The organism is Photobacterium sp. GSS17 (genome assembly GCF_028621875.1).
GTDB lineage: Bacteria > Pseudomonadota > Gammaproteobacteria > Enterobacterales > Vibrionaceae > Photobacterium > Photobacterium ganghwense.
The window spans coordinates 2,980,598-3,006,094 of the sequence record NZ_CP117517.1 but is presented as its reverse complement, the minus strand read 5'-3'; the positions used below and the strand labels follow the sequence as shown (position 1 = coordinate 3,006,094).

The following is a 25,497-nucleotide window of genomic DNA, read 5'->3' as shown; positions in this document are numbered from 1 at the left end:
ACATGCCACTGTTAGATAGCTTTACCGTAGATCATACCCGTATGCATGCACCGGCGGTGCGGGTCGCGAAAACTATGCAGACGCCAAAAGGCGATACCATTACGGTGTTCGACCTGCGTTTCTGCCGCCCGAATGCCGAAATCCTCAGCGAGCGTGGTATTCATACCCTAGAGCACTTGTTTGCCGGCTTTATGCGCAACCACCTCAATTCCGATCAGGTGGAGATCATCGACATATCACCGATGGGGTGCCGGACCGGTTTTTACATGAGCCTGATTGGCACGCCAACTGAAGCGCAGGTCGCACAAAGTTGGCAAGACGCCATGGCTGATGTACTCAAGGTCGAATCGCAGGATAAAATTCCGGAACTCAATGAGTACCAGTGCGGGACATACAGTATGCACTCCTTGGAAGAAGCGCAGGCAATTGCCAAGCATATTCTTGAGCAGGGCATTGCGGTGAATAAAAACGATGAGCTGGCGTTGCCGGAGTCGATGCTGAAAGATCTGAGTGTGAAATAATCCCAGCGAATGCTGCAGCCGTTAAGGTTGGCTGCCTGTACAATCCGCCGACATTAAAAAAGCCGACATTGCTTTGATTGCAGTGTCGGCTTTTTCGTTTAGGGCCGGTCATTGGCGATGGCCAGTCCCGTTTGTAACTGTTAGTCGAGGCTTAAGGTTGGTGACAGTTGCGCACCGGGTGCCGCGATTGTTGTGGCGCATGTCGCTTTGGTGACAGTGGACTCGGCGACAGCGGAATAGGCATGTTCAGCACAACCGCTCGTCTGAATCATGCCGATCAGCCGGTCTTTTTCAGCCGGCTGGGCAGAACCCGAACCAGCTTAATCATGTTGTCTGAGATCTCCATGATTTCCATCTTATATCCGGCTACCCGAATGCTGACCCGGTTTTCCGGAATGTCTTCCAGATGCTCTAGAATCAGGCCGTTCAGCGTGCGAGGGCCGTCAGTCGGCAAGACCCAGTTCAGGCTCTTGTTCAGATCGCGGATGTTGGCGCTGCCTTCAATCAGCAGGCTGCCGTCGTTCTGCGGGGTGATCTCTTCTGCCAGCGTCGGGCTGATCGAAGTGGTGAACTCACCGACGATCTCTTCCAGAATATCTTCCAGCGTGATGAGACCCTGAATATCACCGTATTCATCGACAATCAGGCCAATACGCTGCTTGTTGCGCTGGAACTTGAGCAGCTGGACATTGAGTGGTGTCCCCTCCGGGATAAAGTACACTTCGTCGGCCGCGCGCAGCAGGTTTTCTTTACTGAAGTCATTTTTGTCCATCATCAGGCGGTATGCTTCCCGCACCCGCAGCATTCCGACGACTTCATCAATGTTGTCGCGGTACAACACGATCCGACCGTGCGCTGAGTGGCTGAGCTGGCGGACAATCGACTTCCAGTCGTCGTTGACGTTGATACCGGCAATCTCGTTGCGCGGTACCATCAGATCCTCAACGGTGACGTTTTCCAAATCCAGAATCGACAGCAGCATGTCCTGGTGGCGTCGAGGGATCAGCCCACCCGCCTCGTTCACAACGGTACGGAGTTCGTCGGAACTCAGTTTGCCGTCGTGTACGTTATCGACTTTCAGGCCGAGCAATAGCAGGAATCCGTTGGTAATGCCGTTGACAAACCAGACCAGCGGGTAGAGCAGCTTCATCAGGATTTGCAGCAGGACGCTGCTGGTGTAGGACACCCTTTCAGGGTACAGGGCAGCCAAGGTTTTCGGCGTAACCTCGGAAAATACCAGAACTACCAGGGTCAGGGCACCGGTGGCGATTGCGACCCCCATATCACCATAGAGGCGCATCCCGAGGATAGTTGCGATAGCAGAAGCGAGAATATTGACCAGGTTGTTGCCGATAAGAATCAGGCCGATCAGGCGATCGGGGCGCGAAAGTAATTTTTCGACCCGTTTTGCCCCCCGGTGTCCCTGGTTGGCGAGGTGTCTCAACTTATATCGGTTGAGGGCCATCATGCCGGTTTCTGAACCGGAGAAATATCCCGAAATGACGAGAAGTAATATCAGGAGGGAGAATAAAATCCCCGTAGATATATCGTCCAAAAAGCTCTTTCCTTCATGTTCCGGTTACTTGAACTTTGTACCCAGAGTGGCTGGGTGTCAATGAAATAGGCAACCTAATTACGCACCAATAATGATTTCTTTGACAAAGCGACTGCCAAAGTAAGCCAGTGTCAGCAGGAAAGCGCCGACCAGGCTGAACCAGATGACCCGACGACCTCGCCAGCCCTTCTGATAGTGTCCCCACAGCAGGACGCTGTACACACACCAGGCCATGAAAGAAAGCACGGCCTTATGGGTTTTTCCCTGAGCCAGCATATCATCAATAAAGATGAAACCGGTGATCAGAGTTAGGGTTAACAGAGAGTTTCCGACCAGAATTATCTTGAAAAGCTGACGTTCCACCATCATTAATGGAGGAATGTTAGGGTTTATCAGCAGGCTTTTCTTATGCTTTAGTTTGTGATCCAGCCAGGCTAGCTGAATGGCATAGAGCGTGGCGATCATCAACGTCGAATAGGAAAATAGAGCCAGCGATATATGCAGCAATACCTGAGGGTGTGCCTCAAGGTGCGTAATAAATGCACCAGACAGCAAGGTTGCCGCAGATAAGTTTATGGCGGCAAAGCTGTAAACTACGGGCAACAGGAACCAGACCCGCATCCGCAGCATCGCACCTGTGGTTATCGCCGCAATCAGCAAGCTGATAAGTGATGCGACGTTGAGAATACTCAGGTTTTGCCCGGTACCGCCAAGGATTAAGTCCTTCAGTAACAGGATATGCAGCACAATGGCAGCCAGCGCGGCAAAAAATACCGGCTTGGTTTTGATGCCATTACTGTTGGTCAGCCCGGGAATAACCAGTCCCAGAGCGAGAAAATACAGGCAAGCAGCCATCAATGCGATCAACATATCCATAGCAAACTTAACAAATTAAGATGGTAAGAACAGGCAATTATACCCTGCAACTAGGCTCGCTGCTATGCCAAACCCGGGTTTCAGTGACTGCTGACAACGGTTTTGTCAGGTCAGGTCACAGTGAAAGTCATGGTGAGGGCATGAAAGCAGACTAAGGATTGCGGTATACTAGCCAAATCTGACAGTTTTTATCGATTAGTTGCGTAACGAGCGAGTAGCACATGTTCGAAAATTTAACGGAGCGTTTATCAAGAACGCTTAAGAATGTCAGCGGTCGTGGCCGCCTGACGGACGACAACATCAAGGATACGCTGCGTGAAGTACGTATGGCGTTACTTGAGGCGGATGTTGCGCTTCCCGTCGTTCGTGAATTCGTCAAGCGTGTTAAAGAGCGCGCTGTTGGCACTGAAGTTTCTAAAAGTCTGACTCCGGGGCAGGAGTTCATTAAGATCGTTCAGGCTGAACTTGAAGCCGTTATGGGCGAGTCGAATGAAGACCTGAACCTGGCCAGCCAGCCGCCAGCTGTTATTCTGATGGCTGGTCTGCAGGGTGCCGGTAAAACGACCAGTGTCGGTAAACTGAGTAAGCTGCTGAAAGAGCGCAAGAAGAAAAAAGTGCTGGTGGTGTCGGCGGACGTTTACCGCCCTGCGGCGATCAAGCAGCTGGAAACCCTGGCCAGCGATCTGGGCGTGGATTTCTTCCCGTCAACAGCGGATCAGAAGCCGGTTAACATTGCTAAGGATGCGCTGGCCCATGCGCAGCGTAAATTCTACGACGTACTGATTGTCGATACCGCAGGTCGCCTGCACGTCGACAGTGAGATGATGGACGAAATTAAAGACGTCCATAAAGCGATTGATCCGGTCGAAACCCTGTTTGTGGTCGATGCCATGACCGGTCAGGATGCGGCGAATACCGCGAAAGCTTTCGATGAAGCGCTGCCGCTGACCGGTGTGATCCTGACCAAAGTAGATGGTGATGCCCGAGGTGGTGCGGCACTGTCTGTTCGTCATATTACTGGTAAGCCAATTAAATTCCTGGGTGTTGGTGAAAAAACTGATGCGCTGGAACCGTTCCACCCGGACCGTGTGGCATCCCGTATTCTCGGCATGGGTGACGTCCTGTCGCTGATCGAAGATCTTGAGCGCAACGTCGACAAAGAGAAAGCGGAAAAACTGGCGCAGAAGTTTAAAGATAAGAAAGGCTTTGACCTGGAAGACTTCCGCGGCCAGCTGCAACAGATGAAAAATATGGGCGGTATGATGGGCATGCTGGACAAACTGCCGGGCATGTCACAGCTGTCGGACGACGTGAAGAATCAGGTCGACGATAAAATCTTCGTGCAGATGGAAGCTATTATTAATTCCATGACGGCGGCAGAACGCGAGCGTCCGGAAATCATCAAAGGTTCGCGCAAAAAGCGTATTGCTATGGGTTCCGGTACTCAGGTACAGGATGTAAACCGTCTGCTTAAGCAGTTCACCCAAATGCAGAAAATGATGAAGAAAATGCAGAAAGGCGGCATGAAGAACATGATGCGCAACATGAAAGGCATGATGCCTGGCGGCGGTATGTTCGGCCGTTAATCGCGGTTTCTTCTGTCTCGCCGGGGGCTCTCCGGCGGGCTAAGTGGCGGGAAAGGCTTATTACTGGTGAAAAATTAGCTAAAGCGGTTGCATTCGTCAGTTTTAAGAGTAAAATTCCCGAGCTTAATTTGGCACGGGCCCCGTTATTTTGGCGGGGCCAATTTAATTTACAGTAATGCAAAGAGGACGATATGGTAACCATTCGTTTGGCACGTCACGGCGCGAAAAAGCGTCCATTTTATCACATCGTTGTTGCTGATGCTCGCGCTTCACGCGACGGTCGTAACATCGAAAAAGTTGGTTTCTTCAACCCGCTAGCTAAGGGTCAGGAAGAGCGTCTACGTCTGGACCTAGACCGTGTTAATCACTGGGTAGGTCAAGGCGCAACTGTGTCTGACCGTGCAGCTAAGCTAATCAAAGACGCTGCTAAAGCGGCTTAATTGGCATGTCAGGTAATAGAGAAGCTATGAGTAATCAAGACCATGTCGTCGTTGGCAAACTCGGTTCGTCATACGGTATCAAGGGCTGGCTCAAAGTTTTTTCTTATACCGAGGACGCTGAAAGTATTTTTGCCTATCAGCCTTGGCTAATTAAAGTCAAAGGCGAGTGGAAAGCGTTCCATGTTGAATCATGGAAACGCCACGGGCAAGGGTTAGTCGCGAAGTTGGAAGGCTTGAACGTCCGCGAGGACGCTCAGAAATACACAAACGCGGAAGTCGCTGTCATGGCTGAACAACTACCAGCCCTGTCAGATGACGAATTCTACTGGCGCGAACTGTACGGAATGACGGTGGTGACAACTGAAGGTTACGACCTGGGTAAAGTCACTGACATTCTGGAAACAGGCTCTAACGACGTGCTGGTGGTAAAAGCTAATCTTAAGGATGCTTTTGGCCAGAAGGAACGTTTAATCCCGTTCCTCGATGAGCAGGTTATCAAGTCGATTGATCGCTCTGCTCAGCGGATCGAAGTTGACTGGGATCCTGGATTTTAATCCCCGGTAATAGGTAGACAAATGAAGGTAGGCATTATAAGCCTGTTTCCTGACATGTTTAACGCCATTACCAATTTTGGGGTGACAGGCCAGGCGGTAAAAAAAGGCCTTTTGTCGGTAGAAACGTGGAATCCTCGTGATTTTACGCACGACAAACATCGTACGGTTGATGATCGACCATACGGTGGCGGACCGGGCATGTTGATGATGGTACAGCCTTTGCGCGATGCCATTCATGCTGCCAAAGCGTCTGTTGAAGGTCAGGCTAAAGTCATTTATCTCTCGCCTCAGGGCCGTAAGCTTGATCAAGCGGGTGTTGAGGAGCTGGCACAGAACGAGAACCTGATTCTCATCTGTGGTCGCTATGAAGGGGTCGATGAGCGCATTATCCAACAAGAGGTAGACGAAGAATGGTCTATCGGGGATTTTGTGCTGACGGGCGGTGAATTGCCGGCCATGACGCTGGTTGATGCGGTCGTTCGGTTTGTTCCGGGCGTACTGGGTGACTTTGCTTCGGCAGAAGAAGATTCTTTTGCCAATGGTCTGCTTGATTGTCCGCATTATACGCGTCCAGAGGTTTTGGACGGGCAGGAGGTCCCTAAGGTCTTGCTGTCTGGCAACCACAAGGACATTAGCCGCTGGCGGTTGAAACAATCGCTGGGCCGCACTTGGTTAAGAAGACCAGAGCTCCTGGAAAACCTAGCTCTGACTGACGATCAGGAATTCTTGCTGGCGGAGTTTATCCGTGAACATAAAGCAAGCAATTAATTTATTTAGTATCAGTTTATTCTAGGGTATTTACCAATGAGTAATATCATCAAAGCTCTTGAGCAAGAGCAAATGAAACAAGACCTGCCAACGTTCGCACCAGGTGACACTGTTGTTGTTCAGGTTAAGGTTAAAGAAGGTGACCGCTCACGTCTTCAGGCTTTTGAAGGCGTTGTTATTGCTAAGCGTAACCGTGGTCTACATTCTGCATTCACTGTTCGTAAGATCTCTAACGGTGAAGGCGTAGAGCGTGCGTTCCAAACTCACTCTCCAATCGTTGACAGCATTACTGTTAAACGTCGCGGTGCAGTACGTCGTGCCAAACTGTACTACCTGCGTGAGCGTTCTGGTAAAGCGGCTCGTATCAAAGAGAAGCTTTCTAAATAATTACGCCTGGCGTAAGACGTTTATGAAAAAGCCCACCGCAAGGTGGGCTTTTTTTATGCCTGTTAAACCGTCCAGAGTGTTACGGAAAGCCGTTATGCTCAAGCAGGCGAAAGCGAAACCACTCGTGTTGACAGTCTGTGGCTTGAACACGACAACTTAGAGACGGAGTGTGTGTTGAAAGCGCATCAGCCTTCGTTCCTCCCAATGTTTACCCATTTCTGTTGCTGGCCTTGGCCTATCGATTTATTGCTTTGTGATGTTTATTTTCGGTTTGTCTGTCTTCGCCGCAAGCGTCGGAAGAGCGCTGACAATTGTGTATTAGCATGCATTAGTTCAGGCGACTGTATAATCGCCTTGGGTCAGCCTGCGGCAAATCAGGGGGCAAGGTTACGTGACATGAGCCCCGGAGAGGTTATCACCCTGACATTGCCATAAAGGATATGGCCTTTATGACATCCCCTCATGGCCTAGCTCTTATGACATAGCTCTTATGACATAGATTTTATGACAAAGCTCTTATGACAAAGCCGCATGGCACCGTTTTAAAGATACAGGGTTATGAAGCAGCGTCAGTCGTTGAACATGCTGTTCGATCGTTTGAAAAGGTAAAGCACTGCCCGCTTTAAGACTCAGAGTAGAAGGTACAAGATAAGTACGATATACAGCAATGAGTATATCGCTCTTGGCTTTATCAGCCAGAGGATTTGGCTAAGCCGGGGAGAGATTGAAAGGGGAAAACAATAATGAATGGTGGTAAATGATGGGAAACTGGGCTGGAGTATGGCTGGTGATAAACAAAAAGAAACCAGCCCGGAGGCTGGTTTCGTTATACAAGGCGCTGCGATTAAGCTGTTTCAGCGTTCGCGTTGACGTCGCCATCTTCGTCGGCCAGCTCGGTATCTCCTTTGCCTTTCGAGATTTTAATGACGTAGCCAGTAATAGCCAGGGTTGTCACGATACCGGCAATGGTTGATACCATCATTGGCAGGCCAAAGCCCAGCTGTGCGTTGTTCAGGATGAAAGTAATACATACTGTGGTCATGAACATCGCAGGAATCGTGGTGATCCAGTGCAGTTTGTTGTGGCGCAGCAGGTAAGCCGACGCAGTCCACAGCATCATTACCGCAGTTGTCTGGTTGGCAAAGCCGAAGTAGCGCCAAATCACACCGAAGTCTACCTGAGTCAGGATGCCGCCGATAACGAACAGTGGTACAGCCATCAGCAGGCGGTTACGCAGTGATTTCTGCTCCATGTTGAAGTATTCAGCCAGAATCAGACGACTTGAGCGGAACGCTGTATCGCCTGACGTGATAGGCAGGATAACCACACCCAGGAAGGCGATGATACCACCGAACACACCCAGTAGACCGACAGATGAGCTGTAAACCACGTTACCTGGGCCACCGTTAGCAACAGCGTCAGACAGACCTTCCACAGAGCCGAAGAAAGATAGGGCAACCGCACACCAGATCAGGGCAATCACACCTTCCCCAATCATTGCGCCGTAGAACACGAAGCGGCCGTTCTTCTCGTTTTCCATACAACGTGCCATCAGCGGAGACTGAGTGGCGTGGAAGCCGGAAATGGCACCACAGGCGATGGTGATGAACAGGGCAGGCCACAGAGGCATGTCTTTCGGGTTCATGTTAGTCAGCATTTGGCTAACTTCGTAGTCGCCCAGCAGCGTGTGCTCGCTTGAGAAAGCAATCGCCGTGATCAGGCCAACAGACATGAAAATCAGCAGGGCACCAAACAGCGGGTAGAAACGACCGATGATTTTATCAACCGGAACAATGGTCGCGATGATGTAGTAAGCGAAGATAATCACTACCATGGTTGTCATCGACAGACCAATGTTGGTTTGCTCGTTAACCAGGTTAGTGATCATACCCGCCGGGGCAGAAACGAATACCACACCAACCAGCAGCAGCAGGACAATTGCAAAAATGTTCATGAAATGTTTTGCGCCGTTGCCCAGGTAGCGACCGGTAATGGTTGGTACGGATGCACCGCCGTTACGCACTGACAGCATGCCAGAGAAGTAATCGTGCACCGCGCCGGCAAAGATACAGCCGAGAACAATCCACAGCATGGCCGCAGGACCATACAGCGCACCCATGATTGGACCGAAGATTGGGCCAACACCGGCAATGTTCAGCAGCTGAACCAGATATACTTTTTTGTTCGACATTGGCACGTAGTCAACACCGTCCTGCTTGGTAAACGCAGGGGTTTGACGTTTTTCATTGATGCCAAAAATTTTTTCAATGAAAGCACCGTAGATGAAGTAGCCACCAATCAGTGCTGCAACGCACGTCAGAAACCAGACCATAACTTGTCTCTCTATTTCTATTGGAGTGAGTAGGGTTGCTTTGCGTTCCTTGCTTTAACACCCTCAGCAATCGTCGCAAAACTTTTATCAATGGGTGCCATCTTAACCTTTCGCTGACCAGATTCACCTTCTATTCAGGTCAGTGGTTGTATGGCGTGGTGAGTGGTCAATAATCGGATTAAGTGGTTTTTCCTTCCCCTGAGTGGTCATAGACCGGCCTGAATGGTGGGCCGGGAAAATAATCAAACTGTGACCCCGGCACGGAGGCGGTGTGATCCGTGTTGGCCTATTAGTGTCTGGCTTTTCGTATTGTAGGTCATGGCAATCAGGCAGAGGTGAAGGATGAACAACAAAATAAGGCTGGGCGCTAAGGGAAGTACGCTGGGGTGTGGCGGTCAGCAGGCAGTGATGCCAGTCAGACACCGCGTCATTGTTGCCGGACTGCTGACTTGGCTAATAGGAGTGGCAGCAGGGTGCGCAGCGGTGGTCACAGAGGATGAGTTGATTCGGGCAGAAAACTGGTATCAGCTTGGATTTAATGACGGCAAATGGGGAGAAAAGGCAATTTCTCCGCCAACGCTGGAAGCGCAGGTCAGTAATGTGAGTAAAGACTTACAACCTGATTATTCGCTGTACCAGGAAGGGTATCAGGTCGGGATCGAAAAGTATTGCAATCTGGATCGGGTGGAGCAACTGGGACTGGAAGGGAAAACGGATTGGGGAATCTGCGCATTTCGCCAGGCTGAAGGCGGTTTGTACCAGAGCTTCTGGCAGCAGGGATTCAACAGGCGCATGCATGTGGATGGCCCGGGCGATTTCTGACCGGGCCGACTGGCTTAGCTTAGCCCAAAGCGGTCCTTGAGCTCTTTCAGATACCGGCGACTGACTGGCACCTGGTAGTGATTCAGCGTGGTGATTTCGGCCAGGCCGTTTTCCAGCAGCTTGATTTCCCGTATGGCCTGTGGGTGGATCAGGTACTGGCGATGACAGCGAATCAGCGGTGTCTTTTCCTCCAGGGTCTTGAGGGTGAGTTGGGTGGTGGCTTTGGTGTCTTTGGTTACCACGTGTACTCCGCTCAGGTCAGAAAATGCCGTTTCAATTTCCGCCGGGCTGAGCAGCAGAATCCTGTTGTGGCCACTGCAGGGGATCAGCTCCAGCATTTCGTTGACCAGCGGTGAATAGTCGGCAGGTTGGCACTCGCGGCTCAGGCGTTTGATGGTTTTGTTCAGGCGCACGGTTTCCACAGGTTTGAGCAGGTAGTCAAACGCATTGTCCTCAAATGCCTTCAGGGCGTATTCATCATAGGCTGTTACGAACACCACTTTGGGCATGGTTTCAGGATCCAGCATGCTGAGCAGCTCGATGCCGGTAATCTGTGGCATCTGGATATCCAGGAAAATCACATCCGGTTTCAGACTGTTGATTTTCTTCAGGCCTTCAATGGCATTGCTGCATTCGCCGATGACTTCAACCTGACCCGTTTCTTCCAGCAGGTCGACTAATTCTTCACGGGCGTAGCGTTCATCATCAATCACGAGCGCCTTTATCATGCGGCGTGTTCTCCGTTATTTTTACTGTATTTCTGAGTCTCAAAGGGCATTCTGATGGTTGCCCTGGTCCATTGTTGTGGCTCAGAGGTCATGGTCAGGCCGTACTGACTGCCGAACATATTTTTCAGTCGTTTATCGACAATTTTCATCCCGAGACCGGTTTCCTCGCCGATCGGCGCATAATTGCCGGCATTGTCTTCCACTTCCAGAATGACCTGACGATGGGCAACCCGGCCTTTGATGGTGATTTTACCATTTTCGAGCAGGGACGAGGTGCCGTGCTTGATCGCATTTTCCACCAGTGGTTGCAGGGTGAAGGTTGGAACCTGTAATTTCAACAGCTCAGGTTCGACATCGACATCGACACTGAGCCGATCGGAAAAGCGCGCCAGCTCGATTTCCAGGTAGGAATGGACGTGTTCCAGCTCTTCCTTAAGTGTCACGGTTTCGATATTTTGCTTCAGGTTGCGGCGGAAAAACTGCGACAGATGCTGAATCAGTTGGCGGGCTTTGTCTGGGTCCCTGCGCACCACTGAGTTGATGGTATTGAGGGCGTTAAACAAAAAGTGCGGGTTCACCTGAGCCTGCAGCAACCTTAACTCCGCTTGAGTCAGCAGGTTTTGCTGCTGGTTGAAACGACCGGTCAGAATCTGGTTGGACAGCAGCTTGGCGATCCCTTCCCCTAGTGTCAGGTTCACGGTCGAAAACAGCTTGCGCTTGGGTTCGTACAATTTGATGGTGCCCAGGACTTCCTGATTCCCGCCAACCAGCGGGATCACTAGGGCCGAGCCCAGCTTACACTTATCATGCAGGGAGCAGCTGTAGGGGATGTCGTACCCGTCGGCATAAACCAGCTCGCAGTTATCAATTGCCCGGCGGGTATAGCCGGATGAGATCGGGGTGCCAGGCAGGTGGTGATCATCCCCGATACCGATGAACGCCAGAATTTTATCCCGGTCAGTAATGGCAACGGCTCCGACGCCGGTTTCTTCATAAACGATTTCAGCAATCTTCCGGGTGCTTTCCTCATCGAACCCCTGGCTCAGGATTCCCACCGAACGCTGGGCAATTTTCAGGGCCCGGCTTGAAAAGGCGGCTGAATACTTTTCATAAATGGTTTTTCGATCCTGAATAATGCTCATAAAGAACGCCGCGCCCACCGAGTTGGCAATGACCATCGGCAGCGCGATCGCACTCACCAGTTGCAGGGCTTTATCGTAAGGTTCGGCGACGGCCAGGATGATCAGCATCTGGATCACTTCGGCGACCAGAGTAATGCTAAACACCACGATCGGCCGGAAAATCTGATCCGCCTGTCCCCGACGGACAAAGTAGCTGTGCATCAGGCCGCCAATCAGTCCTTCTGCCGTGGTGGAGATCGCACAGGCCAGATCGGTAAAGCCGCCAAGCGAGTAACGGTGCAGCCCACCGGTCAGCCCCACCGCCAGCCCGACCACCGGGCCGCCCATCAAGCCACCCATCACGGCACCGATGGCGCGGGTATTGGCAATGGCATCATTTATGTGAAGACCAAAGTAAGTGCCTAAAATACAGAAGAGGGAGAACAAAATATAACAGGTAAAGCGCTGTGACAGCCGGCCAGATATAGAGGTAAGCGGCATGAACAGCGGTGTCTTACTAAGAAGGTAAGCCAACACCAGGTAAACACTGAGTTGTTGTAACAGGGAGAAAATCAGTTCCATCGCGGTAATACGGCAAGTCGGTATTGCCATTATGGTAACTGGGTTTTGATCTGAGTACCAAAAAATACACGGTGTAAATTTAAATTTACAAGTGGTGTTTTTTCTTTACGTGGTGTTGAAATTCACAATGGAACCCTGTTATTGTCGGGTTGTAACAGGGCAGCTCCTGTTCTACCTCAAACTAAATCGTATTAAAAAATTTACAGGGAAGCCCTTATGCAAAAAGATCAGTTGAACAATGTCCATATTGAAAATGAATCAGTATTGATCACCCCTCGGGAGTTGCGCGAAAAGTTACCCGTGAGTCAGTCCGGACTGGAGTTTGTTCGTCAGTCACGACAAACCATTGCTGACATCATTCACAAACGTGATCACCGACTGCTGGTAGTGTGCGGCCCATGTTCCATTCATGATATTGAAGCCGCCAAAGAATATGCGGTGCAGCTCAAGCGTTTATCTGATGAGTTAAGTGATCAGCTGTACATCGTGATGCGGGTGTATTTTGAAAAGCCGCGGACGACTGTCGGCTGGAAAGGCCTGATCAATGACCCTCATCTTGACGGCTCCTTTGAGGTAGAAGAAGGTTTGCACATTGCCCGTCAGTTACTGATTGATCTGGTTGAAATGGGGATCCCGCTGGCGACTGAGGCGCTGGATCCAATCAGCCCGCAGTACATCGGCGATTTGTTCAGCTGGGCTGCAATCGGCGCGCGAACCACTGAATCACAAACTCACCGCGAAATGGCCAGTGGCCTGTCGATGCCGGTCGGGTTTAAAAACGGCACAGACGGCAGCCTTGCCACTGCCATTAACGCGATGCAAGCTGCCGCATCCGGCCACCGTTTCATGGGGATTAATCCGGATGGTCAGGTCGCGTTGCTCAATACTCAGGGCAACCCGGATGGCCACGTTATTTTGCGTGGCGGTAAGCAAACCAACTATGACTCAGTATCGGTCAACGAGTGTGAAAACGAGATGAAAGCGTCAGGTCTTTCACCGTCTCTGATGGTAGACTGTAGCCACGCTAACTCCCGTAAGGATTACCGCCGTCAGCCGCTGGTGGCTGAAGATGTGATCCATCAAATTCGGGAGGGGAACTCATCGATTATCGGTCTGATGCTGGAAAGCCACCTGAATGAAGGGAATCAGAGTGCGGAACTGCCGCGCAATGAGATGGCTTACGGCGTATCGATCACCGATGCATGTATCAGCTGGGACAGCACGGAGGAACTGCTTCGTCACGCCCATCAGGAGCTGACGCCGTTTTTGCAGCAACGCAATGTCCGATAATGTCCGAGATTACAGAGAGCCATAGATGGTTGCTGAACTGAGTAAATTACGAGATCAAATTGATGACGTTGACCGCCAGATGGTCGAGCTGCTGGCTCGCCGTCTGTCACTGGTCGAAGAAGTGGGCCATGTGAAAAGTCTGCATGGTCTGCCAATTTATGCGCCAGATCGGGAAGCCGCGATGCTGGCTTCCCGCCGCCAGGAAGCGGAAAGTAAAGGGGTACCGCCCGATCTGATTGAAGATATCTTGCGCCGCACCATGCGTGAATCATATGCCAGCGAAAATGATTCGGGTTTCAAATGCCTGAATCCTGAGTTGCGCCCGATTGTCGTTGTCGGTGGATACGGTCAGCTGGGCGGGCTGTTCTGCCGTCTGTTCGAGCTGTCGGGCTACCAGGTGCGTAAACTGGGCAGTCAGGATTGGGAGCGTGCCGATGAAATGTTGGCGGATGCCGGTATGGTTGTGGTGTCGGTGCCGATTAATCTGACGGAACAAATTATTGCCAAGCTGGATAACCTGCCGGAGGACTGCATTCTGGCGGATCTGACGTCAGTGAAAAGCGGGCCGCTGCAGGCGATGCTGGAAGTGCATAAGGGGCCGGTGGTGGGGCTTCACCCGATGTTCGGCCCTGATATTGCTAGCCTTGCTAAGCAAGTGGTTGCTTACTGCGATGGTCGTCATCCGGAAAGCTACCAGTGGCTACTGGAGCAGATGCAGATCTGGGGCGCCAGCCTGAACCGGATCAGTGCAATTGAGCATGATGAAGGCATGACCCTGATTCAGGCGCTGCGCCACTTTACGTCGTTTGTGTATGGTGTCCATCTGGCGGAAGAAGACCCCAAGCTGGAACAGCTGCTGGCGCTCAGCTCGCCGATTTACCGGCTGGAACTGGCAATGGTGGGCCGTTTGTTTGCGCAGGATGCCCAGCTGTACGCTGACATTATCATGTCCTCGCCGCAGAACCTGGCGATGATCAAGCGTTTCCATCAGCGTTTTGGGGAAGCGATTGAGATTCTAGAGGGGCAGGATAAGGCGGCCTTTACGCAGGCGTTTGCCCAGGTAGAAAGCTGGTTTGGAGATTATGCCCAGCATTTTTTAACCGAGAGCCAGGGATTACTTAGACAGGCGAACGATTCTACTCACCGGAAATAATGGTATCGCTCAAAGAGCTGTACGGTTAGATAAACAAAGCCCACGCTATGCGTGGGCTTTGTGTTTTCGCATTCTGCTTCCTGATGTTGGCAGCTTAGCCTTCAATCTCAACTTCAGTTGGCTTGACGTTTTCGATCGGGTAACAGCCCAGCACTTTGATGAAACGGGTCAGGCGGGTCAGCTCTTCCAGTGCCTGCTGCATCACCTCCGATTTGAGGTTCACTTCGACATCCACATAGAACATCTCTTCCCATGGGTTGCCGATGACCGGACGGGATTCCAGCTTGGTCATGTTGATATTGAGGTTACGCAATACCAGCAGACATTCCACCAAAGAACCGGCTTGTTGCGCAGTGGACATGATCAGCGTGGTTTTGGCCGGAATGAGTGAAGTAACATCCACGGGCTTGCGGGCAACCACGATAAAGCGAGTGAAGTTCTCTTGCTGGTTGGCAATGCCGCTTTTCAGTGGTGTCAGCCCGTACAGCTCGCCACTGGAGGCATTGCCAATGGCGGCCACGTTCGGCAGTTTCAGTTCGGCCACTTTCATCATGGCTTCCGCGGTGCTGGAGCAGTACTCCTGGGTAATGTTGCCCATAGTGTGCAGGTACTCACTGCATTGCTGATGCGGTTGAGGGTGTGAGTACAGGGTGTCAATGTCTTCCAGGCGGGTATCCACTGCTGTCAGTAGACAGTGCTCAATCGGCAGGGTGATTTCCCCTACAATCGACAGGCTGGTGTGCTGCAGTAAGTCGTACACTTCATTGATTGAGCCGGAGCTGGTGTTTTCAATAGGTAGCACGCCGTAATCGGCCTGCCCGGTTTCGACCAGGCTGATGACATCACGGAAGGTCGAACAACTCATTTCTACCAGCTTGGTTTGCTTCTTACTGAAATAGCTGCGGCTGGCCAGATTGGAGTAGGACCCTTTCGCTCCTAGGAAGGAAACCCGCGCGACAGGTTGCAGGCTGTCAGGATTCGCCAGTTTTTGCAGGTAGGCTTGTTGAAACAGTACAGAGTCTTCAATGATGGTATGGAAAATCTGGGTGACGTACTGGGCATCCAGCTGGTGGGACTTACCCACCTCAATCAAACGCAGTAGCAAATCCTGCTCGCGTTCCTGATCCCGGACTGGTTTCGCTGTCTGAATTTTGCTTTTAGCCACTTCAAGGCTGAGCTGGCGGCGTTCAGCCAGAAGTTTGAGAAGCTCGTTGTCGATACGGGTGACATTTTGTCGAATGTCGTCCAGTGAATATTGTGGCTCGGTCATTGTCGCTCCCTGTCTGTCTGCAACCCATACAAAAAAGCCCCCGGTGAAGGAGGCTTTCTGTTCGTCATTTGCTGTTTTTTCGCGTAACGAATTGCCTCCACTAAAGTGAGGTAAAAAAGAAACGAAAGAAAAACAGCTGAGTGACGGTCATAGGAATATATTGAATATTTTGTGTCTGATATGGTTCCACATTATGCAGGTGGTGTTGGCTTGTCAAGCAGAAAGTCAAAGCCCCGCCTGGGCGGGGCTTTGACTAAAAATCCTCTGGTATTATTCAGTTTCTTCTTCGAGTTCTTCCAGCTCAGGCTTATCGCAGTGACTTGCACGGCGAGAAGTTGGCTTGTGCGCTTGTTTATTCAGTTGTCTTTCCAGTTTCTGGTACACTTCTGCAATGGCACCGTACATGTCTTCATGCTCTGCTGAGGCGACGAGTTGACCTCCTGGAATGGCAGCAGAGGCTTCTACTTTGAACTGCCGGTTTGGCTCGGTGCTGATGACTGCGTGTTTGCTGATAAAAGGTACCTGATACTTCTCCAACTTCTTGAATTTGTACTCAATGCGCTCACGGATAGCAGGGGTGATTTCAAGGTTTTTGCCTGTGATATCTACTGTCATATTAGCTTTCCTTCTTTTGCTACCCTTCGTTGGGTTGACTTCAGATTACTAAAACCAGTAACTATTAATGTGATACAGATCACGTTTGTGTTGTTAAGAAAAGAATGGAAATGATTCTGTGATCAGGTTTTATTTGTTGCAAAAAAAGTCACAGAAAGTGCTTGTCGAGCCTGACATGGGTAGGGCAGTATGGAGGAATAGTGTTGACTGGCGGCCAGTGCTGTTCAGGGGACAAGTTCGGTTTATATTTCGGGCTAGTGTGAATTTTCACCACTTGTTTTATGCAGCGTTAACAAAAGGTTGAATATCACCAAGTGGTCATCTGAGCCAAAACAACAACAGAATACATAAAAAAACAGCAGCCTTAAGGCTGCTGTTTTTTTTAATGCTTGTCTTTAAATCGGGTTGAGCGTTTTCAGCTTCTGAGTGTGTTCAAGAGGTGCCGCTAATCCCAGCTCTTTATAAGCGCTTTCCATGATAGCGATCGATTTACGCGCGGCTTGGGTATCAGCATATTCACGCTGGATCAGCTGTGAGCGATTAACCGCTGCCACCCAGGCTTCTCGACGCAGATAAAAGTCGGCGACAGCCAGTTCGTAATCCGCCAGGCGGTTTTTCAGGAACACCATGCGAGCTTTCGCATCATTGGCATAGCGGCTGTTCGGGTAACGTTCCAGCAGACGTTTAAAATCACGGAATGCTTTGCGGGCCGGTTCAGGATCACGATCGAAACGATCGATGTTGAAAAGATCGTGCATAAAGCTGCGATCCTGAGCCATGCTGGTCAAGCCACGCATATACAGCACCCAGTCTGATTTTTCATGCGCAGGATTGAGGCGATTGAAGCGGTCAATAGTGGCTTCACCCAGTGCCAGGTCATCGTTTTTATAGTACGCGTAGATCAAATCCAGTTGTACTTGCTCGGAATACGCCCCAAATGGGTAACGGGAATCCAGTGTCTCCAGCCGCTCAATGGCGGTGGTCCAGCTGCCGTTTTGTAGCGCTTTCTGAGCGGAGGCATACAGTTCTGCCGGTGGAATGTCCGGGACCACCTCTTCCGTGCTTGAACAGCCTGAAAGCAGGGCAACGGCAAGAAGAGTCGTAAGAGTCAGGCGTTTCATTGCGGCGTTAGTTTCCTTGCTTAAAATTTTATTTCGATAGATCCATTACGGTCAGAGCCGTTAACAGATACAATGACACTAATCGGTTATTGTACGCAGCGTTTGACGTTTAGTCCCACGCTTTTTAAAAAAGTTCGCTATGGCACAGCAGATAGAGTTAACAAATACAGTAAATGATAGCCAATTAGGTCTTCGTCTGGACCAGGTTATCGCTGAGTTATTCCCAGATTACTCCCGCTCACGGATTAAAGAGTGGATTCTTAATGGTATGGTATCGGTCGACGGAGAGGTGATCACCAAGCCACGTACCAAAATGATGGGCGGTGAGGAGCTGCTGGTAAAAGCGGAGATTGAAGATGAAGTGCGCTGGGTTGCGCAGGACATCCCGCTGAACATTGTCTATGAAGACGAATACATTCTGGTGATCAATAAGCCGCGCGATTTCGTGGTTCACCCGGGTGCCGGTACGCCGGACGGGACGGTACTGAACGCCTTGCTACACCATTGTCCGACGCTGACTGAGGTTCCTCGGGCCGGTATTGTTCACCGTCTGGATAAAGACACGACCGGTCTGATGGTGGTGGCGAAGACAATTCAGGCGCAAACCCGTCTGGTTCGTGCACTGCAAAAGCGCAAGATCACCCGTGAATATGAAGCTATTGCAATTGGTAAGATGACGGGCGGCGGCACGGTTGAAAAACCAATTGGTCGTCATCCGACTAAGCGTACTTGCATGGCAGTCAATGAACTGGGTAAGCCGGCGATCACCCGTTTTCGTGTGGCTGAGCACTTCCGCGAGCATACCCGTATTGTGCTGCGTCTGGAGACCGGTCGTACGCACCAGATTCGTGTGCACATGGCCTACCTGAATCACCCGCTGGTGGGTGACATTATCTATGGTGGCCGTCCGCGTCCACCACGCAATGCGTCAGATGAATTGGTCATGGCACTTCGTGCGTTCGATCGTCAGGCGCTGCATGCGCGTATGCTGCGTCTGGAGCACCCGATTACCGGTGAGCTTATGGAATGGCGTGCGCCGATGCCAATTGATATGATCGCGATGATTGATATTCTGCGCAAAGATAAAGAAGCGCACCAAGAGGAAGATTACTGACATGTGGATTGTCCCTGACTGGCCGGCACCGGCCAATATCAAAGCCGTTTCCACCACCCGTAGTGGCGGGATCAGTGAGGGGCCTTATCTTGGCCTCAATCTGGGTGCGCATGTCGGGGATAAATCAGAGCATGTTGAGCACAATCGGGACTGGTTGCAACAGCAGCTGGGGCTGGATGTGGCTCCGGTCTGGCTGAACCAGATTCACAGCACGCGCGTGATTTCCCTGCCGCAAGCGGAGTTGTCTCCGGCACAGGCCTCATCGCCGGATGCCGATGGCAGCATGACCGAGCAGCCGGGTATTGCCTGTACTGTCATGACAGCTGACTGCCTGCCGGTCCTGTTGTGTGACCGTGCCGGACGTCAGGTCGCCGCAGTCCATGCCGGCTGGCGTGGGTTGGCTGATGGCATTCTGGAAGAGGCTGTGGCTCAGTTTCATGTTAAAGGCCGGGAGATACTGGTTTGGATGGGCCCAGCCATTGGCGCGTCGGCGTTTGAAGTCGGCGGCGAAGTGCGCGAGCAGTTTATGGCGCAGCACGCTGATGCCTCCGAAGCGTTTCAGCCTTATGGCGACAAGTGGCTGGCTGATTTATACCTTCTGGCCCGCCAGCGTCTGGCGCAAGTGGGGGTAGAACACGTCTTCGGTGGCGATTTGTGCACATTTAGCGACCCGGCTCGTTTTTACTCGTACCGGCGCGACGGCATCACCGGACGTCAGGCGACGCTAATCTGGATCGAATCCTGATAGCTTCGCTCCCGATGCGCCTGAAAGCAGGTTGAACTGGCTCGGAGCGGATAAGCATTACAGCATCCGAACCTGGCCATTTTTCCTTTTCTACACAGAGCCCGACGGCTAATCCCGTCGGGCTCTGTTTCATTTCCGTTGCATAGCATCTGCAATTTGCTTAATCAATATTGAGCGTCAGCAAGGCTTAAAGGCATTGCGTGATGTCGAGAGAGTCATGTTCCTTTTCCTGAAATAGCAAAGTCACGGCATCGTAGCCGCCCGAAAAACGGGCTTGCAGGGTAATTACCAGGTTTTCTCTTTCCTCCTCCGCGTCTGCCCGGTAGCGGGACAATGTTGCTTTGATCGTGCTGGTTTCTTCAAAGGCCGGATGGGACATGATTGCCTTTAATTGGCTGACCCGGTGTTTCAACTGTGTTCCCGCGGGATGTTCTGCTGTCATATGGTCAACAAAAATCAGGGTGGCCTGGGTCGTGAAATCTTTCGACGGACAACCGGCGGCAAATGCTGAGTGACTGACCATCAATGACGTGCTTACCATAAACCAGGCTGTGATAGCGCCTCTCCAATTGATCTTCATGTGTGCCTGCTGAACTTGCTGAAAAGGATGTGTGGTGCCCCATATTGTCCATTCAACAGCTGTACAGGCCGATTACAACGGACACGTCCTGTGAATCGTTTCGCCTGAATACGTGAGCCCGCAGAAAAATGCGACAGGAAAAACCGACTAAAATCACACTGTTTAAAGGGCTAATGCACCGTGCTCATCAAGGCAAAAAGCGGCGATGACAGTGGGCTAGTGCATTAAACCAGGCTGGGGGTACCAATGGGCGGGCCACCGCTACCGGTGGCAAAAAGCAGAGTTCAGTGACTGTCATTGGTTGAAAATTTCTCGATTAACCACCATATCTGAACCTGAGAGATGATTAGGAGGACTTATGCGTCTTGACCGTTTTACTAGCAAATTCCAGATGGCTATCTCTGATGCGCAATCGCTAGCATTAGGACGAGACCATCAGTATATCGAGCCGGTTCATTTAATGACGGCGCTGCTGAATCAGGATGGCAGCACAATCCGGCCGCTCCTGACATTATTGAATGTGGATGTGGCCCAGTTGCGTTCAGGACTGGCTGAACAATTAGATCGTTTGCCGAAAGTCAGTGGTATCGGCGGAGACGTCCAGCTTTCACATGGCCTTGGCGTGCTGCTGAACATGTGCGATAAGCTGGCGCAGAAACGAAAAGACAAATTTATCTCGTCTGAGCTGTTTATTCTGGCGGCGGTGGACGACAAGGGGCCGCTCGGGAAATTGCTCAAAGATATGGGCATGACGGCTGACAAAATTGAAAAAGCGATTGAGAAAGTGCGCGGCGGCCAGAATGTGGATGATCAAAATGCCGAAGAGAACCGCCAGGCACTGGAAAAATACACCATTAACCTGACGGAGCGTGCCGAGCAGGGCAAGCTGGACCCGGTTATCGGTCGTGACGATGAAATTCGCCGTACTATTCAGGTACTGCAGCGTCGTACTAAAAATAACCCGGTGTTGATTGGTGAGCCCGGGGTGGGGAAAACGGCCATTGTTGAGGGGCTGGCGCAGCGAATTATCAATGGTGAAGTACCGGAAGGACTGCGCAACAAACGTGTTCTGTCACTGGATATGGGCGCACTGATTGCCGGGGCAAAATACCGTGGTGAATTTGAAGAGCGGTTGAAAGCGGTACTCAATGAACTGGCGCAGGAAGAAGGCAGCGTCATTCTGTTTATTGATGAGCTGCACACCATGGTGGGTGCCGGTAAAGGTGAAGGTGCCATGGACGCCGGTAACATGCTTAAACCGGCGCTGGCTCGGGGTGAGCTGCACTGTGTCGGTGCGACAACCCTGGACGAATACCGTCAGTACATTGAAAAAGATGCCGCTCTGGAGCGTCGTTTCCAGAAAGTGCTGGTGGATGAGCCGAGCGTGGAAGATACCGTGGCAATTCTGCGTGGTCTGAAAGAGCGTTACGAGCTGCACCACCATGTCGAAATTACTGACCCGGCCATTGTGGCGGCTGCCAGTTTGTCACACCGCTACGTGTCCGATCGCCAGCTGCCCGACAAAGCAATTGACTTGATTGATGAAGCGGCATCCAGTATCCGGATGCAGATCGATTCCAAGCCGGAATCGCTGGATCGCCTGGAGCGCCGAATTATTCAGCTCAAGATTGAGCAGCAAGCCATTGCTAAAGAAAGTGATGAAGCCAGTAAAAAGCGCCTGAGTGATCTGCTTGAAGAACTCGACAGCAAAGAGCGTGAATATGCTGAGCTGGAAGAAGTCTGGAATGCAGAAAAAGCGGCACTGTCCGGTACGCAGCATATTAAAGCGGAATTGGAGCAGGCACGTACCGACATGGAAATTGCCCGCCGGGCTGGTGACCTTAACCGGATGTCGGAACTGCAATACGGCAAGATCCCTGAATTAGAAAAACAGCTGGATCTTGCAGCGCAGGCTGAAATGCAGGAAATGACACTGCTGAAGAACAAAGTCACTGATGCTGAAATTGCAGAAGTGCTGTCGCGTCAGACCGGTATTCCGGTGGCAAAAATGCTGGAAGGTGAGCGTGATAAGCTGCTTCGTATGGAAGAAGCATTGCATAAACGAGTGATTGGTCAGAATGAAGCGGTGGATGCAGTATCCAATGCGATTCGTCGTAGTCGTGCCGGTTTGTCTGATCCTCATCGTCCGATTGGGTCTTTCCTCTTCCTCGGGCCGACCGGGGTTGGTAAGACCGAGTTGTGCAAAGCGCTGGCGCATTTCATGTTCGACAGTGACGATGCCATGGTACGTATCGATATGTCAGAGTTCATGGAGAAACACTCTGTGGCTAGACTGGTGGGTGCGCCTCCTGGTTATGTCGGTTATGAAGAAGGGGGTTACCTGACCGAAGCGGTTCGCCGTAAACCTTATTCAGTGATCTTGTTGGATGAGGTGGAAAAAGCCCACCCGGATGTCTTCAATATTCTGCTGCAGGTACTGGATGATGGCCGTTTGACGGATGGGCAGGGCAGAACGGTCGATTTCCGTAACACCGTCGTTATTATGACCTCGAACCTCGGATCCGATCGTATTCAGGAGCACTTTGGTGAACTGGATTACGAAGGTATGAAGCAAACGGTAATGGAAGTTGTCACTCATCACTTCCGTCCGGAGTTCATCAACCGGGTGGACGAGACAGTGGTCTTCCATCCTTTGGGTGAGGAGCACATTAAGAACATTGCTTCGATTCAGGTTACTCGTTTGGTGAAACGTCTGGAAGAGCGTGACTACCAGTTAGATATGAAAGACAGCGCGCTAGAGCTGATTGCCGAAGCTGGGTTTGATCCTGTCTATGGGGCGCGTCCGCTGAAACGGGCTATCCAGCAGTATGTGGAGAACCCTCTGGCGCAGGATATCCTCTCTGGGAAGTTTGTACCGGGTAAACCGATCATCCTGGAAGCGGTAGACGGCAAGATTTCGGCGCACCAATAAGGTTGCGGGAATGCGACAACCTTCGCCGTCAGTGTCTAACGCTAGCTATATACACTAACAGGTAATGGCAACATCACGCCGCTCTTTTCAAGAGCGGCGTTTTTTTTCTCAATTGTGACACTACGTTTTGCCTCACCCTTATCGCTTTTCGGCTGCGGTTTTGATCTCTCAGGATAATCACAGGAGAGAAATGATGGGAGATAAGGTGAATCCCTTTATTTTTCTGCGAAAGATTATTTGCCTTATCGGCTTCTATTGCTCATGAGACACAAAAGATAAGAATGTTGGGTGGAATAAATGACCGTTACTGGGTGTTTTTGGCGAAATAATATTCAGTTGGATCGGTTTTATGAAAATAATGCATTTTGCCTATTGCGATGCTGAGCCAGGTCTCTATAATGCCGCCTCACTGACACGGAGCGCGGCGAAATAAGCCAGCGACGTGAAAGAAAAGTTCTTTAACAATTTGACCATGCAATCTGTGTGGGCACTCGTGAACTGATAGTCAAAAAGATTTATCGATGAACTGAGTGACCAATTCAAAATGACTTCGGTTATTTTGGCACAGTCAATTTAATTCAGTATTCATCGAGCCAAAACTTTAATTGAAGAGTTTGATCATGGCTCAGATTGAACGCTGGCGGCAGGCCTAACACATGCAAGTCGAGCGGCAGCGACAACATTGACCCTTCGGGGGATTTGTTGGGCGGCGAGCGGCGGACGGGTGAGTAATGCCTGGGAACATGCCTTAGTGTGGGGGATAACCATTGGAAACGATGGCTAATACCGCATAATCTCTACGGAGCAAAGAGGGGGACCTTCGGGCCTCTCGCGCTAAGATTGGCCCAGGTGGGATTAGCTAGTAGGTGGGGTAACGGCTCACCTAGGCGACGATCCCTAGCTGGTCTGAGAGGATGATCAGCCACACTGGAACTGAGACACGGTCCAGACTCCTACGGGAGGCAGCAGTGGGGAATATTGCACAATGGGGGAAACCCTGATGCAGCCATGCCGCGTGTGTGAAGAAGGCCTTCGGGTTGTAAAGCACTTTCAGCAGTGAGGAAGGCGGTATCGTTAATAGCGGTATTGTTTGACGTTAGCTGCAGAAGAAGCACCGGCTAACTCCGTGCCAGCAGCCGCGGTAATACGGAGGGTGCGAGCGTTAATCGGAATTACTGGGCGTAAAGCGCATGCAGGCGGCTTGTTAAGCCAGATGTGAAAGCCCGGGGCTCAACCTCGGAATCGCATTTGGAACTGGCAGGCTAGAGTCTTGTAGAGGGGGGTAGAATTTCAGGTGTAGCGGTGAAATGCGTAGAGATCTGAAGGAATACCGGTGGCGAAGGCGGCCCCCTGGACAAAGACTGACGCTCAGATGCGAAAGCGTGGGGAGCAAACAGGATTAGATACCCTGGTAGTCCACGCCGTAAACGATGTCTACTTGGAGGTTGGTGTCTTGAACACTGGCTTTCGGAGCTAACGCGTTAAGTAGACCGCCTGGGGAGTACGGTCGCAAGATTAAAACTCAAATGAATTGACGGGGGCCCGCACAAGCGGTGGAGCATGTGGTTTAATTCGATGCAACGCGAAGAACCTTACCTACTCTTGACATCCAGAGAACTTAGCAGAGATGCTTTGGTGCCTTCGGGAACTCTGAGACAGGTGCTGCATGGCTGTCGTCAGCTCGTGTTGTGAAATGTTGGGTTAAGTCCCGCAACGAGCGCAACCCTTATCCTTGTTTGCCAGCACTTCGGGTGGGAACTCCAGGGAGACTGCCGGTGATAAACCGGAGGAAGGTGGGGACGACGTCAAGTCATCATGGCCCTTACGAGTAGGGCTACACACGTGCTACAATGGCATATACAGAGGGCAGCAAGACCGCGAGGTGGAGCGAATCCCACAAAGTATGTCGTAGTCCGGATTGGAGTCTGCAACTCGACTCCATGAAGTCGGAATCGCTAGTAATCGTGGATCAGAATGCCACGGTGAATACGTTCCCGGGCCTTGTACACACCGCCCGTCACACCATGGGAGTGGGCTGCACCAGAAGTAGATAGCTTAACCTTCGGGAGGGCGTTTACCACGGTGTGGTTCATGACTGGGGTGAAGTCGTAACAAGGTAGCCCTAGGGGAACCTGGGGCTGGATCACCTCCTTACCTAAAGACTGCGCTTTGCGTAGTGTCCACACAGATTGCTTGGTCGAAATGTAAAAGACAGATGTGTCCCATTCGTCTAGAGGCCTAGGACACCGCCCTTTCACGGCGGTAACAGGGGTTCGACTCCCCTATGGGACGCCACTTTCTAACTGCACTTGTGAGTGTGATTAGAAAGTGGCTGCCGAAAGGCAAACACATGCTCTTTAACAATCTGGAAAGCTGACTAGTAATTCGATTCATACGAATCGAAA

At 51.3% G+C, this 25,497-nt stretch carries 21 protein-coding genes, 1 tRNA gene, 1 rRNA gene and 1 other annotated feature; of the genes, 14 read left to right on the top strand and 9 right to left on the bottom strand.

Annotated features, from left to right (window positions below):
- Positions 1 to 2 precede the first annotated feature (2 nt).
- On the top strand, positions 3 to 521 hold the full coding sequence (gene luxS, locus PGW97_RS13525; RefSeq protein WP_217393284.1) for an S-ribosylhomocysteine lyase: 519 nt from the start codon (positions 3 to 5) through the stop codon (positions 519 to 521).
- A gap of 277 nt (positions 522 to 798) precedes the next feature.
- Here luxS and PGW97_RS13520 read toward each other — a convergent pair whose 3' ends face one another.
- Together PGW97_RS13520 and PGW97_RS13515 are read right to left on the bottom strand one after the other, a co-directional pair.
- The gene (locus PGW97_RS13520) at positions 799 to 2,076 is read right to left on the bottom strand and encodes an HlyC/CorC family transporter (RefSeq protein ID WP_047886884.1); all 1,278 of its coding nucleotides are present in this window, start codon (positions 2,074 to 2,076) and stop codon (positions 799 to 801) included.
- Positions 2,077 to 2,154: 78 nt separating this feature from the next.
- On the bottom strand, positions 2,155 to 2,952 hold the full coding sequence (locus PGW97_RS13515; RefSeq protein ID WP_047886885.1) for a cytochrome C assembly family protein: 798 nt from the start codon (positions 2,950 to 2,952) through the stop codon (positions 2,155 to 2,157).
- A 221-nt stretch (positions 2,953 to 3,173) separates the two neighbouring features.
- Here PGW97_RS13515 and ffh point away from each other — a divergent pair, with 221 nt between their 5' ends.
- From ffh to rplS, 5 genes are all read left to right on the top strand, one after another.
- The gene (gene ffh / locus PGW97_RS13510; protein WP_217393285.1) at positions 3,174 to 4,538 is read left to right on the top strand and encodes a signal recognition particle protein; all 1,365 of its coding nucleotides are present in this window, start codon (positions 3,174 to 3,176) and stop codon (positions 4,536 to 4,538) included.
- A 191-nt stretch (positions 4,539 to 4,729) separates the two neighbouring features.
- A complete protein-coding gene (gene rpsP, locus PGW97_RS13505; RefSeq protein ID WP_047886887.1) occupies positions 4,730 to 4,978 on the top strand; it encodes a 30S ribosomal protein S16 in 249 nt (82 codons plus the stop codon).
- Between the two features lie 26 nt (positions 4,979 to 5,004).
- Entirely contained in the window at positions 5,005 to 5,532 is a 528-nt protein-coding gene (gene rimM / locus PGW97_RS13500; RefSeq protein WP_047886888.1) for a ribosome maturation factor RimM, read from the top strand.
- Between the two features lie 21 nt (positions 5,533 to 5,553).
- Complete coding sequence (gene trmD / locus PGW97_RS13495; RefSeq protein ID WP_047886889.1) at positions 5,554 to 6,300, top strand: tRNA (guanosine(37)-N1)-methyltransferase TrmD; 747 nt, start codon at positions 5,554 to 5,556, stop codon at positions 6,298 to 6,300.
- A 36-nt stretch (positions 6,301 to 6,336) separates the two neighbouring features.
- On the top strand, positions 6,337 to 6,687 hold the full coding sequence (gene rplS / locus PGW97_RS13490) for a 50S ribosomal protein L19 (protein WP_047886890.1): 351 nt from the start codon (positions 6,337 to 6,339) through the stop codon (positions 6,685 to 6,687).
- An 844-nt stretch (positions 6,688 to 7,531) separates the two neighbouring features.
- On the opposite strand, the gene PGW97_RS13485 is transcribed toward rplS, so the two are convergent.
- Entirely contained in the window at positions 7,532 to 9,019 is a 1,488-nt protein-coding gene (locus PGW97_RS13485) for a carbon starvation CstA family protein (RefSeq protein ID WP_047886891.1), read from the bottom strand.
- A 342-nt stretch (positions 9,020 to 9,361) separates the two neighbouring features.
- On the opposite strand from PGW97_RS13485, the gene PGW97_RS13480 reads away from it, so the two are divergent.
- The gene (locus tag PGW97_RS13480; RefSeq protein WP_273857495.1) at positions 9,362 to 9,841 is read left to right on the top strand and encodes a DUF2799 domain-containing protein; all 480 of its coding nucleotides are present in this window, start codon (positions 9,362 to 9,364) and stop codon (positions 9,839 to 9,841) included.
- A gap of 14 nt (positions 9,842 to 9,855) precedes the next feature.
- Here PGW97_RS13480 and btsR read toward each other — a convergent pair whose 3' ends face one another.
- A complete protein-coding gene (btsR, locus tag PGW97_RS13475; RefSeq protein ID WP_217393548.1) occupies positions 9,856 to 10,569 on the bottom strand; it encodes a two-component system response regulator BtsR in 714 nt (237 codons plus the stop codon).
- Positions 10,566 to 12,272, bottom strand: a complete 1,707-nt coding sequence (locus tag PGW97_RS13470) for a sensor histidine kinase (protein WP_047886893.1) — start codon at positions 12,270 to 12,272, stop codon at positions 10,566 to 10,568. The genes btsR and PGW97_RS13470 overlap by 4 nt, the downstream gene beginning before the upstream one ends.
- 216 nt (positions 12,273 to 12,488) lie before the next feature.
- Here PGW97_RS13470 and PGW97_RS13465 point away from each other — a divergent pair, with 216 nt between their 5' ends.
- Together PGW97_RS13465 and tyrA are read left to right on the top strand one after the other, a co-directional pair.
- Positions 12,489 to 13,562: a 3-deoxy-7-phosphoheptulonate synthase gene (locus tag PGW97_RS13465; RefSeq protein WP_047886894.1), complete on the top strand. Its 1,074-nt coding sequence runs from the start codon at positions 12,489 to 12,491 to the stop codon at positions 13,560 to 13,562.
- Positions 13,563 to 13,587: 25 nt separating this feature from the next.
- The gene (tyrA, locus tag PGW97_RS13460) at positions 13,588 to 14,715 is read left to right on the top strand and encodes a bifunctional chorismate mutase/prephenate dehydrogenase (RefSeq protein WP_047886895.1); all 1,128 of its coding nucleotides are present in this window, start codon (positions 13,588 to 13,590) and stop codon (positions 14,713 to 14,715) included.
- Between the two features lie 94 nt (positions 14,716 to 14,809).
- Here tyrA and pheA read toward each other — a convergent pair whose 3' ends face one another.
- The 3 genes from pheA to bamD all read right to left on the bottom strand — a co-directional run bounded on the left by pheA (position 14,810) and on the right by bamD (position 17,721).
- Positions 14,810 to 15,985 carry a prephenate dehydratase gene (gene pheA / locus PGW97_RS13455; protein WP_273857494.1) on the bottom strand — a complete coding sequence of 392 codons (1,176 nt, stop codon included), beginning with the start codon at positions 15,983 to 15,985 and terminating at the stop codon, positions 14,810 to 14,812.
- 27 nt (positions 15,986 to 16,012) lie between these two features.
- Positions 16,013 to 16,134, bottom strand: a sequence feature (Phe leader region).
- Positions 16,135 to 16,255: 121 nt separating this feature from the next.
- Positions 16,256 to 16,600: a ribosome hibernation-promoting factor, HPF/YfiA family gene (hpf, locus tag PGW97_RS13450; protein WP_047886897.1), complete on the bottom strand. Its 345-nt coding sequence runs from the start codon at positions 16,598 to 16,600 to the stop codon at positions 16,256 to 16,258.
- A 395-nt stretch (positions 16,601 to 16,995) separates the two neighbouring features.
- Positions 16,996 to 17,721, bottom strand: coding sequence for an outer membrane protein assembly factor BamD (gene bamD, locus PGW97_RS13445; RefSeq protein ID WP_207103481.1), 726 nt, complete (start codon positions 17,719 to 17,721; stop codon positions 16,996 to 16,998).
- Positions 17,722 to 17,860: 139 nt separating this feature from the next.
- On the opposite strand from bamD, the gene rluD reads away from it, so the two are divergent.
- A complete protein-coding gene (gene rluD / locus PGW97_RS13440; RefSeq protein WP_217393550.1) occupies positions 17,861 to 18,835 on the top strand; it encodes a 23S rRNA pseudouridine(1911/1915/1917) synthase RluD in 975 nt (324 codons plus the stop codon).
- 1 nt (position 18,836) lies between these two features.
- Positions 18,837 to 19,580, top strand: coding sequence for a peptidoglycan editing factor PgeF (gene pgeF, locus PGW97_RS13435; RefSeq protein WP_273857493.1), 744 nt, complete (start codon positions 18,837 to 18,839; stop codon positions 19,578 to 19,580).
- Positions 19,581 to 19,767: 187 nt separating this feature from the next.
- Here pgeF and PGW97_RS13430 read toward each other — a convergent pair whose 3' ends face one another.
- Complete coding sequence (locus PGW97_RS13430; protein ID WP_273857492.1) at positions 19,768 to 20,160, bottom strand: hypothetical protein; 393 nt, start codon at positions 20,158 to 20,160, stop codon at positions 19,768 to 19,770.
- 358 nt (positions 20,161 to 20,518) lie between these two features.
- Between PGW97_RS13430 and clpB the strand changes: the two genes are divergently transcribed.
- The 3 genes from clpB to PGW97_RS13415 all read left to right on the top strand — a co-directional run bounded on the left by clpB (position 20,519) and on the right by PGW97_RS13415 (position 25,387).
- Positions 20,519 to 23,092, top strand: a complete 2,574-nt coding sequence (clpB, locus tag PGW97_RS13425; RefSeq protein WP_047886902.1) for an ATP-dependent chaperone ClpB — start codon at positions 20,519 to 20,521, stop codon at positions 23,090 to 23,092.
- 602 nt (positions 23,093 to 23,694) lie between these two features.
- A 16S ribosomal RNA gene (locus PGW97_RS13420) occupies positions 23,695 to 25,246 on the top strand.
- A gap of 65 nt (positions 25,247 to 25,311) precedes the next feature.
- Positions 25,312 to 25,387 (top strand) — tRNA-Glu (locus tag PGW97_RS13415).
- The last annotated feature ends 110 nt before the right edge of the window (positions 25,388 to 25,497 follow it).

Excerpts from the sequence above, each read along its gene's own strand:
- PGW97_RS13485 (WP_047886891.1), bottom strand. The coding sequence starts at position 9,019 with ATGGTCTGGTTTCTGACGTGCGTTGCAGCACTGATTGGTGGCTACTTC.
- PGW97_RS13465 (WP_047886894.1), top strand. The coding sequence starts at position 12,489 with ATGCAAAAAGATCAGTTGAACAATGTCCATATTGAAAATGAATCAGTA.
- PGW97_RS13430 (WP_273857492.1), bottom strand. The coding sequence starts at position 20,160 with ATGAAGATCAATTGGAGAGGCGCTATCACAGCCTGGTTTATGGTAAGC.
- ffh (WP_217393285.1), top strand. The coding sequence starts at position 3,174 with ATGTTCGAAAATTTAACGGAGCGTTTATCAAGAACGCTTAAGAATGTC.
- tyrA (WP_047886895.1), top strand. The coding sequence starts at position 13,588 with ATGGTTGCTGAACTGAGTAAATTACGAGATCAAATTGATGACGTTGAC.
- trmD (WP_047886889.1), top strand. The coding sequence starts at position 5,554 with ATGAAGGTAGGCATTATAAGCCTGTTTCCTGACATGTTTAACGCCATT.
- hpf (WP_047886897.1), bottom strand. The coding sequence starts at position 16,600 with ATGACAGTAGATATCACAGGCAAAAACCTTGAAATCACCCCTGCTATC.
- rluD (WP_217393550.1), top strand. The coding sequence starts at position 17,861 with ATGGCACAGCAGATAGAGTTAACAAATACAGTAAATGATAGCCAATTA.
- pheA (WP_273857494.1), bottom strand. The coding sequence starts at position 15,985 with ATGACCGAGCCACAATATTCACTGGACGACATTCGACAAAATGTCACC.
- luxS (WP_217393284.1), top strand. The coding sequence starts at position 3 with ATGCCACTGTTAGATAGCTTTACCGTAGATCATACCCGTATGCATGCA.
- PGW97_RS13515 (WP_047886885.1), bottom strand. The coding sequence starts at position 2,952 with ATGGATATGTTGATCGCATTGATGGCTGCTTGCCTGTATTTTCTCGCT.
- rpsP (WP_047886887.1), top strand. The coding sequence starts at position 4,730 with ATGGTAACCATTCGTTTGGCACGTCACGGCGCGAAAAAGCGTCCATTT.
- pgeF (WP_273857493.1), top strand. The coding sequence starts at position 18,837 with ATGTGGATTGTCCCTGACTGGCCGGCACCGGCCAATATCAAAGCCGTT.
- rplS (WP_047886890.1), top strand. The coding sequence starts at position 6,337 with ATGAGTAATATCATCAAAGCTCTTGAGCAAGAGCAAATGAAACAAGAC.
- clpB (WP_047886902.1), top strand. The coding sequence starts at position 20,519 with ATGCGTCTTGACCGTTTTACTAGCAAATTCCAGATGGCTATCTCTGAT.
- rimM (WP_047886888.1), top strand. The coding sequence starts at position 5,005 with ATGAGTAATCAAGACCATGTCGTCGTTGGCAAACTCGGTTCGTCATAC.
- bamD (WP_207103481.1), bottom strand. The coding sequence starts at position 17,721 with ATGAAACGCCTGACTCTTACGACTCTTCTTGCCGTTGCCCTGCTTTCA.
- btsR (WP_217393548.1), bottom strand. The coding sequence starts at position 10,569 with ATGATAAAGGCGCTCGTGATTGATGATGAACGCTACGCCCGTGAAGAA.
- PGW97_RS13480 (WP_273857495.1), top strand. The coding sequence starts at position 9,362 with ATGAACAACAAAATAAGGCTGGGCGCTAAGGGAAGTACGCTGGGGTGT.
- PGW97_RS13470 (WP_047886893.1), bottom strand. The coding sequence starts at position 12,272 with ATGGAACTGATTTTCTCCCTGTTACAACAACTCAGTGTTTACCTGGTG.